Annotated in this window: 13 protein-coding genes and 1 pseudogene; 9 read left to right on the top strand and 5 right to left on the bottom strand. The window is 45.6% G+C overall.

What is annotated here, in order from left to right; translation table 11 throughout:
• A pseudogene (locus tag ACLR2L_RS14265) lies at positions 1–532 on the bottom strand (glucose-6-phosphate dehydrogenase); the annotation flags it as partial.
• A 293-nt stretch (positions 533–825) separates the two neighbouring features.
• Between ACLR2L_RS14265 and ACLR2L_RS14270 the strand changes: the two are divergent.
• Together ACLR2L_RS14270 and pyk are read left to right on the top strand one after the other, a co-directional pair.
• Positions 826–1,677, top strand: a complete 852-nt coding sequence (locus tag ACLR2L_RS14270) for a MurR/RpiR family transcriptional regulator (protein WP_140956826.1) — start codon at positions 826–828, stop codon at positions 1,675–1,677.
• A gap of 366 nt (positions 1,678–2,043) precedes the next feature.
• Positions 2,044–3,480 (top strand): pyruvate kinase, encoded by a 1,437-nt coding sequence (gene pyk, locus ACLR2L_RS14275; protein WP_140956825.1) that lies wholly within the window; start codon positions 2,044–2,046, stop codon positions 3,478–3,480.
• A gap of 87 nt (positions 3,481–3,567) precedes the next feature.
• Here pyk and ACLR2L_RS14280 read toward each other — a convergent pair whose 3' ends face one another.
• Complete coding sequence (locus ACLR2L_RS14280; RefSeq protein ID WP_413368938.1) at positions 3,568–4,125, bottom strand: NAD(P)H nitroreductase; 558 nt, start codon at positions 4,123–4,125, stop codon at positions 3,568–3,570.
• A gap of 104 nt (positions 4,126–4,229) precedes the next feature.
• Positions 4,230–4,856 carry a DoxX family protein gene (locus tag ACLR2L_RS14285; protein WP_413368940.1) on the bottom strand — a complete coding sequence of 209 codons (627 nt, stop codon included), beginning with the start codon at positions 4,854–4,856 and terminating at the stop codon, positions 4,230–4,232.
• 211 nt (positions 4,857–5,067) lie between these two features.
• Between ACLR2L_RS14285 and ACLR2L_RS14290 the strand changes: the two genes are divergently transcribed.
• The 3 genes from ACLR2L_RS14290 to ACLR2L_RS14300 all read left to right on the top strand — a co-directional run bounded on the left by ACLR2L_RS14290 (position 5,068) and on the right by ACLR2L_RS14300 (position 7,713).
• The gene (locus ACLR2L_RS14290; protein WP_413368942.1) at positions 5,068–5,262 is read left to right on the top strand and encodes a hypothetical protein; all 195 of its coding nucleotides are present in this window, start codon (positions 5,068–5,070) and stop codon (positions 5,260–5,262) included.
• 88 nt (positions 5,263–5,350) lie between these two features.
• Positions 5,351–7,225, top strand: coding sequence for a signal peptide peptidase SppA (gene sppA / locus ACLR2L_RS14295; RefSeq protein WP_140956822.1), 1,875 nt, complete (start codon positions 5,351–5,353; stop codon positions 7,223–7,225).
• The gene (locus ACLR2L_RS14300; protein ID WP_413368944.1) at positions 7,222–7,713 is read left to right on the top strand and encodes a SprT family zinc-dependent metalloprotease; all 492 of its coding nucleotides are present in this window, start codon (positions 7,222–7,224) and stop codon (positions 7,711–7,713) included. Before sppA ends, ACLR2L_RS14300 begins: the two co-directional genes overlap by 4 nt.
• 23 nt (positions 7,714–7,736) lie before the next feature.
• On the opposite strand, the gene yfbV is transcribed toward ACLR2L_RS14300, so the two are convergent.
• Entirely contained in the window at positions 7,737–8,183 is a 447-nt protein-coding gene (gene yfbV / locus ACLR2L_RS14305) for a terminus macrodomain insulation protein YfbV (RefSeq protein ID WP_413368946.1), read from the bottom strand.
• 294 nt (positions 8,184–8,477) lie between these two features.
• Here yfbV and trxB point away from each other — a divergent pair, with 294 nt between their 5' ends.
• The 4 genes from trxB (at position 8,478) to infA (ending at position 11,344) form a co-directional block, all read left to right on the top strand.
• Positions 8,478–9,431, top strand: coding sequence for a thioredoxin-disulfide reductase (gene trxB / locus ACLR2L_RS14310; RefSeq protein WP_413368948.1), 954 nt, complete (start codon positions 8,478–8,480; stop codon positions 9,429–9,431).
• Between the two features lie 45 nt (positions 9,432–9,476).
• Positions 9,477–10,232 carry a leucyl/phenylalanyl-tRNA--protein transferase gene (gene aat, locus ACLR2L_RS14315; RefSeq protein ID WP_413368950.1) on the top strand — a complete coding sequence of 252 codons (756 nt, stop codon included), beginning with the start codon at positions 9,477–9,479 and terminating at the stop codon, positions 10,230–10,232.
• On the top strand, positions 10,233–10,997 hold the full coding sequence (locus tag ACLR2L_RS14320; RefSeq protein ID WP_413368952.1) for an arginyltransferase: 765 nt from the start codon (positions 10,233–10,235) through the stop codon (positions 10,995–10,997).
• A gap of 128 nt (positions 10,998–11,125) precedes the next feature.
• Entirely contained in the window at positions 11,126–11,344 is a 219-nt protein-coding gene (gene infA / locus ACLR2L_RS14325; RefSeq protein ID WP_070175908.1) for a translation initiation factor IF-1, read from the top strand.
• A 106-nt stretch (positions 11,345–11,450) separates the two neighbouring features.
• Here the strand turns inward: infA and ACLR2L_RS14330 are convergent.
• Positions 11,451–12,360, bottom strand: a 910-nt coding sequence (locus tag ACLR2L_RS14330) for an AAA family ATPase (protein WP_413368955.1), incomplete at its 5' end; no start/stop codon positions are given.

Genomic DNA, 12,360 nt, shown 5'->3' on the forward strand with positions numbered 1-12,360 from the left:
AATAGTGGTCGATACGATAAATCTGGCTTTCGTCGAAGTACTCAGCCACCTGCTCATTAATGACTTTTGACGATTTCAGATCGTGACCGATGGGTTTTTCAAGCACCAGGCGAACGCTGGAGTCGATAATGTTACAACCATGCAAACCACGGCAAATATCGCCGTATATGGCTGGAGGTGTTGCCAGATAACACACCATTGTGCGTTTAGCATTAACATGCTTTTCAAGTGCGCTGTAACTTGCGATATCTTTCATATCGATCTGCGCATATGCTAGGCGTGCCTGAAAACGTTCCCATGTTTCTTCACACAGGGTTTCGCCGGCAAATTCATTCAGTGCAGCGCGAACATCTGTTACATAATCTTCGTTCGACTGCTCCTGGCGAGCAACACCAATAATTGTTGTGTCGGGATGCAACAACGCTGCTTTTTCCAACTGATACAGCGAGGGTAACAGCTTGCGTCGTGAAAGGTCACCTTTAGTGCCAAACAACACAAAATCACAGGCTTCAAAAGAACTATCCATCACCATGTAATCGGCCTTATTTCAAATTGTTCGGATAGCGGCGGTCAAAGCCGACGCTATCGGGGTATTTTGTTGCCATATAGTTAACAACAAATGTAGTAAAATTACAACTTATCATTCCGGATGATTTTATAACGATACGCCATAGTAGGCTACAGCCCCCGTCAATACAGTTTCATTTTGGAAATCGATGCTGTAAATAATGTTAAAAAATTACATTTTTCTTGTACGTTCTTTCATATTCAGTAGTATATCGCATGGGAAAACACACTATTTTACTGAAGTGTAACTGCAAGAATATGAATATTTTAGAAAAAATAACACAACATAAATCGGCGTTCAGTAAGTCAGAGCGCAAAGTGGCAGAAGTAATACTGGCAAATCCACAATCTGCAATTCACTCCAGTATAGCAACATTGGCGAAAATGTCAGACGTGAGCGAGCCCACGGTCAACCGGTTTTGTCGACGTTTGGATACCAAGGGATTCCCCGACTTTAAGCTCCATTTAGCGCAAAGCCTGGCCAACGGTACTCCTTATGTAAACCGTCATGTTGATGAAAATGATGGGCCAGACGAATACACGACCAAGATATTCGAATCTACCATGGCGTCACTGGAAGTAGCACGTCAATCCGTGTGCGTTAATACCGTTAATCGCGTAGTGGATTTGCTGACGCAGGCACAGCGCATTTCGTTTTTTGGTTTGGGCGCTTCCGCTTCAGTTGCACATGATGCGCTGAATAAGTTTTTCCGCTTTAACGTTCCCGTTGTGTATTTCGAGGATATTCTGATGCAACGCATGAGTTGCATGAATTGCGGCTCGGGTGATGTAGTTGTGCTGATATCCCATACCGGTCGCACCAAGAGTCTAGTTGAAATTGCGCAGATAGCTAAAACCAATGACGCTACGGTAGTAGGGATCACGTCTGCAAACAGTCCTCTGGCGCAGGAATGTACTTATGTGCTTTCACTCGAAGTGCCCGAAGACACCGACATGTATATGCCAATGGCATCGCGCATTGCACAGTTAACCTTAATCGACGTATTAGCTACCGGCTTTACTCTGCGTCGCGGAAATAAATTTCGTGAAAATCTCAAGCGGGTAAAAGATACCTTGCGCGGCTCGCGTTTTGAAAAGCGCGGCAGTTAGCACGGCTGCCTTGCCCAATAACATGTTCAGAGAAAAAGAGGCCGAAGTGCCTCTTTTTTTATACTTAGTTGATCTCCCTTACATCAAATGACACTGCAACGACACAACGAAGTAGATGAATAACAAAGTGAAGGACTTTTCATCACAACGGCTTATATTTATCTATTTTTATTTAGAAAATATTAATTACTTACAATGCCTGTACAGTTTTTACACCAGTAAAAAATAATTCTTATAAAGAATCTTTAATCTGCCATTCACAATTTGGTCAAATTCGTCTAGTATTTTGTAATTAAATTACGAAATAGATTTACAGTAGTATTCCCTAAGATAGTCCCCTCACTTAACACGAAAGCGAAAAGCACTATGACGAGACGAACAAAAATATTAGCGACATTAGGCCCAGCAACAGATACCCAAGAAATGATAGAAGCCATTATTGCCGCTGGGGCCAATGTGGTTCGAATGAACTTTTCACACGGACAGGCAGAAGATCATATCGAACGCGCTAAGCGAGTTCGTGCAGCCGCCAGTAACCTGGGTAAATACGTTGCAATTCTGGGTGACCTGCAAGGCCCGAAAATCCGTGTTTCTCGCTTTGAGAATGGTTCTGTTCATCTGAAAATTGGCGCAGACTTCATTCTTGATGCTGAGCTGGACCGCGACGCAGGTAATGAGCAGCAGGTAGGTATAGATTATAAAGCACTTCCTGACGATGTAAGTGCTGGCGACATTCTGTTGCTGGACGATGGCAGAATTCAGTTAAAAGTAACCAGCGTGGAAGGCCGTAAAGTACACACCGTTGTTACGGTAGGCGGCAAACTGTCTAATAATAAAGGCATTAACCGCCTGGGTGGTGGTTTGTCTGCTGAAGCGCTTACAGAAAAAGACAAGCGCGATATTATTACAGCAGCCGCCATTGGCGTTGATTATCTGGCTGTGTCATTCCCTCGTAGCGGCGCTGACTTAGACTACGCCCGTCAGTTAGCAGAAGCCGCGGGATGTAAAGCAAAAATTTGTGCCAAGGTAGAACGCGCTGAAGCGGTAGCCACCGACGAAGCGATTGACGATATCATTCGTGCATCTGATGCTGTGATGGTAGCCCGTGGAGATTTAGGTGTTGAAATTGGCGATGCTGAACTGGTAGGCGTTCAGAAGAAACTGATCGCGCGTTCACGTCAGTTGAACAAAGTGGTTATCACCGCTACGCAAATGATGGAATCCATGATCGACAGCCCAATGCCAACCCGTGCAGAAGTAATGGACGTGGCAAATGCTGTTCTGGATGGCACAGATGCAGTAATGCTGTCAGCGGAAACTGCTGCCGGTAATTACCCGGTAGAAACCGTACGCGCAATGGCCCGTGTGTGTGAAGGTGCAGAAACACATCCCAGCATTAAGTTTTCTAAACACCGCTTGGATGAAATGTTCGATTCAGTGAGTGAAACCATAGCATTGTCTGCAGTATATGCAGCGAATCACCTGCCAGGCGTTAAAGCCATTGTAGGTTTAACAGAAAGTGGCAGTACTCCGCGTTTAATGTCGCGCATCACCACTAAGCTGCCTATTGTTGCATTATCACGTCACGAAGAAGCGTTAAACGCCATGGCGTTATACCGCGGTGTAAAACCTATGTACTTTAACTCCGCAGACAGTGCGCCTGGCGAACTGAAAAATGACGTTGTTGCTCTGCTCAAAAAGCATGGTTTGGTAGAATCAGGTGATACGTTCATTCTGACTCACGGAGATCGGATGGAAACAATTGGCGCAACCAACGCCCTTAAAATCATTGACGTAGAATAATACGCAGGATTTGAACACGAAGTGCTAAAAAGCCAGTTGAAAACAACTGGCTTTTTTTATGTTTGCTGTATTTTTTGAAGCAAGACTCTAACTTGCTGGCCACACTCTGAAAAAGTCCGCAGTAGTAGGTACAGGTTTTTCCGGTAAGTCCTGACTGGGAGTACCCAAATACATATATCCCACTATTTCATCTTGTTCGGCTATGCCCAATCCCGCCTTTACAATAGAACAATGAGCATAATCTCCTGTGCGCCAAATTCCCTGAAAGCCCTGGGCTACTGCGGCCATTTGCATAGCCATTGCGGCACACGCAGCAGAAGCAAATTGCTCATTCTGTGGCACTTTTTCGTGTTCTTTATATTGTGTAGCAATCACAATAATCATAGGGGCACGTTCAGGTAACTGAGGTGCACGTTGAATTTCGCGCTCAGATTTGTCGTTATCAATCGCAGATTGTTCAAATAGCGTACCCAGTTTATCCAGCCCTTTTCCCTCAATCACCAGAAATTGCCAGGGCGTTAATCCTGCGTGATCAGGGGCGCGCAATGCTGCCTGCTTGATGTTTTCCAATGCGTCGCCTTGCGGCGCAGGAGCAGAAAGACGAGGTTGGGAACGACGGTTCAGTAAAAGTGTTAAAGCATCCATGAGCCTCTAATGCCTCTAATTAGTTAATCAACGCAAACAGACACAACTGCCTGCGAAAAGATGAAAACAAAAGACTCAGAGACGATAACGTCAGCGCCGTTTATTTACAAGCGGCTTTGACGCAAGAAATAGCATGACAGGTAATAATCTACACTGGTATACCGCCCTGCCCCAAAGCACAACAACACCAGTAACATAACAAAATAGGTAGCGGCAAATTCAATCCCGTTATTCAGGATCACAAAATTGCCACTGCTGGTAAGCCAGTCAATATATCCGTGCTCCTCCAGCAACGAACGGGCAGCATTGAGTTTTTCAGGCGCGGCCATTACCGTTGGATTAGACAGAATCGTGCCATCCGCCAGCCAGCTGTTAGCGTCTGCAATCGCCAGCCAGCCATTTTCAGCATGCACGGTAATCATGGCAACCATCATGGTGAACAACAGTGGAATACTCACCCAACGTACGGCTAATCCTGGTAACAACAAGGCTCCGCCAATACACTCAGTCGCCGTTGCTAGTCCAGCCAAAAGTGCGGGAAAAGGCAAGCCCAGACCATAGTCAGCATCGCCAAACCAGGCAACAGTGTCGTTGAAGTGTGAAAACTTTTGCCAGCCAGCCTGCATCATAACGGGCGCCAAATATAACCTAACCAACAGCAGACACCAGCCATCTAAATAACTTACGGCTGCGTTAAGTCTCTGTTGCAGAGATTGAATGAGATTAATCACTGTTGCTTTCCTGCTTATTGTTCTGACAGACTCAGATGAACTTATACACAAGGTCAGTTGCACTTTGTTCTATTCAACGTCATATTCGCGTATCGTTAACCGGAATAACGTTACACTTAACCGATTAATAGTGGTGTACGCTGCAAATTCATGGCAACGTTTCATCCATATGGCCTATAAGAACGTTAAATCATCATGAAACTTTCAGGTTATGAGTAATTTTTTACGTATTATGCAACGAGGACATCGAAAAGTTCGCTATAGCAAGCGCAATGGGCGTTTGTTGATGGCACTTTCGAACGAGCAGCATGTGCAGATTGCCCGGGTTATTCAGCAATGGCTCACTGCTGACGAATCGAGAAAAAGAAGCCCGCCGTTAAATAAATCCAAACATCAGTTGAAATGAGTTATTACAATTCATTACAAATTTAATTCGCGAATTATGTGAGTTTAGATAACATAACAATGAAATGTAGCGTAGGTATGTAGTCAATATGGTTCAAAAAAGCACAAGTTGGACAAAAGCCCTGTTTGTAGGTCTATGGACTGTCCTCAATTTTTGTCGAAAGTTATTTTTTAACATTATTTTCCTCGTCATTATTGTTGGCATTTTTATTGTTGCTTCCAAAGAAGATCAAACTGTAAAAGTGGTGCAAAACAGCGCGTTGGTGTTAACGCTCAATGGCTCGTTAGTGATTGAAAAGACCGCCATTGACCCCGCTGAACAGTTTTTCCAACAAGCGTTTAATGAAGACCCTGATGATCCTGAAGTGCTGATCCGCGATGTAGTATCTGTGCTGGATAACGCCAAACAAGACAAGCGCATAAAAGCGCTGGTATTGGATTTACAGGGCTTAAGACGCGCAGGTCTGAACAAGTTACGCACGGTTGCAGAAGCCATAGACGACTTCAAAACCTCGGGTAAACCGGTTTACGCCATTGCAGATTACTATACGCAAACCCAATATTACCTTGCAGCGCATGCCGATCATGTTTATATGAATCCGGTGGGCGCAATTATGCTAGAAGGTTACGCCAATTATCAGATGTACTTCAAACGTGCATTAGAGAAATTAAAAATCACCACGCATATTTTCCGTGTAGGTACATACAAATCCGCCGTTGAACCTTATATGCGCGAAGACATGTCACCTGAAGCCAAAGAAAGCAATCAACGCTGGTTAGATGCCTATTGGGAGCAGTACAAAGCCGATGTAGCAAGTGCAAGAAACATGGAGCTATCTAACTTTGATGACACCCTGGCGCAACTGAACGAGAAATTTGAAACAGCGGATGGCGACTTAGCTACCTATGCGTTGCAAAACGGTTGGGTTGATGCACTGAAAACCCGCGAAGATATTCGCTTGGAAATGGTAGAGTTAGTTGGTGAAGCCGATAACAAAACTGGCTTTAACATTACGTCGTTCCACAATTACAACAGTGTTGTAAACCCGTCGATACCAATGCCTGTGCCTCATGGCGACAAAATAGGCATTGTGGTTGCGAAAGGTATTATTCTGGATGGTGAGCAAATCGCAGGTACAATTGGTGGTAACAGTACTGCCAGACTACTTCGCCAGGCACGTATGGACGACGACGTTAAAGCAGTGGTATTTCAGGTAGACTCTCCCGGAGGCAGTGCCTCGGCTTCAGAAATCATCCGTCAGGAAATATTGAATCTGAAAGCCGCGGGTAAACCTGTGGTAGTATCCATGGATACCTACGCAGCATCCGGTGGTTACTGGATTTCTACCGACGCAGATAAGATCTTTGCTTCGCCAAGTACCATCACCGGTTCAATCGGCGTGTTCGGCATGTTCATGACATACGAAAACAGCCTGGATTATCTGGGGATTAATACCGACGGTGTTGCCACTACCGACATGGCAGGCGTATCAGCGGCCAGAGGGTTAAGTCCACAGTACAGTCAGTTTATTCAACGCAGTGTGGAGAGCAAGTACAGCAAGTTCCTGTCGATTGTAGCCAACTCACGCGGTTTAACGGTAGAAGACGTAGACAAGATAGCACAAGGCCGGGTATGGATTGGTACAGATGCCCTTGAACATGGTTTAGTGGATGAACTGGGCGACCTCAATGCTGCCATCGATGCAGCGGCCGAATTAGCTGGTTTAGAAAATTACAAATCGGTTTACGTTCAACGCAAACTGTCGCCTAAAGAACAATTCTGGAAAGAATTCTTCGGACAAGCCCTGGTATATGCCGTTAAATTCCAGTTTGGTGATACACAGTCTCCTTTCATGGGCTTACTGAAAACAGCGCTGAATGATATTGACGTGTTAACCAGTCTGAACGACCCGAATGGTATCTATACGCTGTGTATGCCATGCAATGTGGTTGAGGCACATTGATTAAGCAGTCAGACAAAAGTGATATTGCACTCCGCCTTGAGCAGCTTTATGCCAGGGCGGAGCTGTTTTTCAAGCGGTCATTTCCGCGTCCTCTGCTAACCTATCGCCGAAGTGGTAAACACGCCGGTACCGCGTTTTTACAACAAAACCGAATTAACCTGCATCCCACACTGTTTGCTCATAACAGAGAGGCCTATTTTACTGATGTCATTCCACACGAAGTAAGTCATTTATTGGTATATCGCCTTTACGGCAGAGTAAAGCCACATGGCAAAGAATGGCAAGCTATGATGTCGGAAGTGTTTGAATGCCAACCCAATACCCGTCACAGTTTTGACCTTGCTCCACTGCAACTTAAAACCGTTGAGTATAGATGTGAATGCGGGCCTGTAGCGTTAAGCATTCGCCGCCACAACGCCGTGGTTCGAGGCAAACGTCAGTACTTATGCAGGCAATGCCGCACAACGTTAACGCCATTAGTTGATTAGTCTGATTACATCATTAAAGCGAGTTAGAACCAATTGCGGGTAAACGCCTTATCGAGATCCTCAAACGCCATTTTCAACACGTTGGCTAATTCACGGTAGCGGGGTTTTCCTTTGCTGTGCTGAACGGAGCACCCTTGATCGCGCATTTTGGAAAGAATGTCCTGATACCAGGATTGAATAGCAGGGGGGAGTGTTTGATTTGAACGATGCCCTAACCACAATAAACCCTGCATTGGCATACTCAGAAAAAACGCGCCCATGGCGATGGCCTGAGGAATATGTTCGCTACCCAACACATTGATAGTTGAAGCGCACGCCAATACTGCAACTGGCGGCATAACCTTAATGGCAAACCGGGTAGCAGCCACTACCCTGCAATCAGGAAACAGCGCGTACAATTCTTTGCGAAGCGGCCAGGTTTTCATGTAATCCTGTCCGTCTTTTAGCATCGTTGTTACAGACTGAGCCATAAGTAACCTCATTGGTTTAGCGTCATTCAACTACTGAGCTGAATTGCTTTTACAAGCGTAATACTAATAATAGACCTGAAACACGAAAAAAGGTCATTTTTTAGCGCAATAAATAATATCATAGCGGCACTATTGAAAGTACCTGATTTGACCTCACTAATGGTATTAATTCCCGTTGTCCGGTATGCGTTCGTGTTAAGATGATTCAATCTTAAACGGGCAATATGTCGTACACAAATTCTATTTAAATGCTCATTTCAGCCATCAGGGAATGAGTTAACACTGGAGACAAACATGGCAGAAAGCAGACACGTACGTCTACTCATCTTAGGTTCAGGCCCGGCCGGCTACACAGCGGCGGTTTATGCTGCACGCGCAAACCTGCAACCTACCCTGATCACTGGTATGCAGCAAGGTGGTCAGCTTACCACCACAACGGAAGTAGAAAACTGGCCAGGCGATCCAGAGGGACTTACAGGTCCGGACTTAATGGTACGTATGCAACATCATGCCGAAAAATTTAACACTGAAATTATTTTCGACCACATCAACAAAACCGATCTGACGAAACGTCCGTTTACCCTCTACGGCGACAGTGGCACCTACACGTGTGACGCACTTATTATTGCAACTGGTGCTTCTGCCAAATACCTGGGTATGCCGTCTGAAGAGGCATTTATGGGTAAAGGGGTTTCAGCCTGTGCTACCTGTGACGGATTTTTCTACCGCAACCAAAAGGTCGCTGTGATAGGTGGTGGAAACACCGCAGTTGAAGAAGCGCTGTACTTGTCTAACATTGCCTCAGAAGTGCATGTAATTCACCGTCGTGACAGCTTCCGCAGCGAAAAGATTCTGGCCGACCGCCTGATGGATAAAGCCAAAAACGGCAACGTTGTTTTGCACCTGAATCGCACCCTGGACGAAGTATTAGGCGACCAACTGGGCGTTACTGGTGTACGCATTAAGGCTACCGATTCTGATGTAACTGAAGAGTTAGAGGTAATGGGCTTGTTTGTGGCGATTGGTCATAAACCCAATACCGATATATTTGCTGGTCAGTTAGAGATGAAAGACGGCTACATTAAGGTTCAGAGCGGCACCGAAGGCAATGCAACACAAACCAGTGTTGAAGGTGTCTTTGCCGCTGGCGACGTGAGTGATCATATCTATCGTCAGGCCATTACATCAGCTGGTACCGGCTGTATGGCCGCATTGGATGCAGAGCGCTTCCTCGACGCACTTAAGTAACCCCGATTTAGCGGCACCTGATGGTGCCGCTTTGGTTTAAGACACATGATAACCCTGCCTTACCTTGAAGCCGACACGCCTTTTCCATCCGTGAACGAGGCCCTCGATGATCCAGACGGCCTGTTAGCATATGGCGCAGATTTATCACCAGGCAGACTGCTTACGGCTTACTCTAACGGAATATTTCCATGGTTCAGTGAAGGAGAGCCAATCTTGTGGTGGTCCCCCTCAGTGAGAGCAATCATTCCACTTGAGGATTTCATTTGCAGTACCAGCCTTGCAAAGCTGATTAGAAAACAACGCTATACAGTAACGCTAAATCAGAATTTTCATGCGGTTATTAATACTTGCGCAACGATTCCCCGCCAACAACGACGTCGAAATGGCTCAGTAACAACCTCTACCGCAACCTGGATAACCCAGGACATGATCAATGCTTATCTCCATCTACACGCATTAGGGCTGGCGCATTCGGTAGAAGTTTGGGATAACAGTCAGCTTGTAGGTGGACTTTATGGCGTTGCTATAGGCAGTGTTTTTTGCGGCGAATCCATGTTTCATCGTCAGCCGAATACTTCAAAACTGGCCATGGCACATTTGGTAGCGCATATGCAGCGACACGACGGCAGTTTTATTGATTGTCAGCTACCCACTGACCACTTAATGAGTCTTGGCGCACAAGCGATTCCCCGCAGCAAGTTTATCAAAAAACTCGCTGCACGAAATCTAACGCTTGATTCTGAAGGCTATATCGGTCAAGAATATGCTCATCGTTGGCAGCCGCAAACCATCACGTTGTAAATGAAGTTTGGAATAACACAATCATTCAATTGTAGCTATTTGCCCGATAGGGATGAGCAATTATTGGTGTTTGTGGGCAACAACAGCGCTTGTTCTTTTCATTATCCACAGTTAATCCAGGCAGGATTCAGACGCAGTGGTAATCAAATCTACCGACCCTACTGCCAGCAATGCTTTGCATGTCAATCCATCAGGGTGCCGGTGCTGGAATTTAAACCATCACGCATTCAGCGCCGGGTGCTGAACAAAAACAAACACCTAAGCGTAAAGCTGTCGCGCTCTCCCGGGGAAGACTATTATCCCCTCTACGCCAACTACATCAATGAACGTCATGCTGACGGCAGCATGTTTCCCCCCAGTCTGGAGCAATTTGAAGGTTTTCTGGCCTGTGCATGGTCACGTCCTTTGTTTATTGAAGCTTATGATCATGACAAACTTGTAGGTGTGGCAGTAACTGACGAAGTAGACGGCGTTTTAGGTCATTCTGGTTATTCGGCCATGTATAGTTTCTTCGACCCCAGCTACGAAAAACAATCATTAGGCGCCTGGATGATCCTGAATCAAATTCAGGTAACCGCTCAACAAGGAAAACAGTTTTTGTATTTGGGCTATCAAATAGATGACTGTCGAAAAATGAACTACAAAAGTAAGTATTTTCCCCACGAGCGCTATGCCAATCATCAGTGGTTTCGCATTAATAATTCGGAGGACACAGATAAATTTCAACAGGTGCTGTTACACACTGCTAACACATCTGTTCGATAGCAGTAAAAATAGCGAAGCAAGACATCCAAATAGCGCATTTAACACATTAATTGCTTTACATAAGGCAGTGAATTGGTTAAGGTCTGCGCGGCGAAAAAATTGACAGTTTATTGAGGTTATTGCTCTAGATGGCGAAAGAAGATTGTATTGAAATGGAAGGTACGGTACTGGATACTCTGCCTAATACCATGTTCCGTGTTGAATTAGAAAATGGTCACGTTGTGACTGCTCATATCTCAGGCAAAATGCGTAAGAACTACATTCGTATTCTGACTGGCGATAAGGTAACGGTTGAGATGACGCCCTACGACCTGTCAAAAGGCCGTATCGTTTACCGCGCCCGCTAATCAATACGCGGATGCACAGACCGCCTTGCAATTACCGGAACCGGTAAAAACAAAAACCCGAACTATCAGTTCGGGTTTTTTGGTTTGTATTTCAGAGTAAGGCCGCTTATTCGCTGGACTCCGTTGCCGAGGCTACTTTGTCCTGAGAGTTATAGCTAAACGTAAGTTTGTCGTCTTTCAGATCAACTACGACATCCCCACCACTACTCAACTTGCCAAACAGTAGTTCATTAGCCAGCTCTTTCTTCAGTGACTCCTGAATTAAACGCGCCATTGGCCGCGCGCCCATTGCTTTGTCATAACCTTTTTCCGCCAGGAACGCTCTTGCAGCAGGAGATACCTCAAGTGACACACCTTTGTTGTCGAGCTGTGCCTGCAACTCGATAATAAACTTATCAACAACCTGCAGGATCACCTCTGCATCCAGGTGGTTAAACCATATGATGGAATCCAAACGGTTGCGGAATTCAGGCGAAAATACTTTGTTTATCTCAGACAACGCATCGTGACTGTGATCCTGCTGCTTAAAGCCAATCGACTTGCGCACGGTTTCCTGTACCCCGGCGTTTGTGGTCATCACCAACACAACGTTGCGGAAATCGACTTTTCTACCGTTGTTGTCGGTTAACCTGCCGTGATCCATTACCTGTAACAGAATATTGTAAATATCACTGTGCGCCTTTTCGATCTCGTCTAACAAGACCACCGAATAAGGGTGTTTGATGACAGCATCGGTTAACAACCCACCCTGATCAAAGCCCACATAACCAGGAGGCGCACCAATCAATCGGCTTACTGCGTGACGTTCCATGTATTCCGACATGTCAAAACGCACTAGTTCAACGCCCATAATTTTGGCCAGTTGCTGGGTAACTTCTGTTTTACCCACACCCGTTGGACCAGCAAACAGGAAATTACCAATGGGCTTTTGCTCATTACCCAGTCCGGCACGAGACAAATGAATTGCATCCGCTAACGTCTCAATGGCTTTGTCCTGTCCAAACACTACCATTTTC

This window comes from Alteromonas sp. AMM-1 (assembly GCF_047290655.1).
Classification (GTDB): domain Bacteria; phylum Pseudomonadota; class Gammaproteobacteria; order Enterobacterales; family Alteromonadaceae; genus Alteromonas; species Alteromonas mangrovi.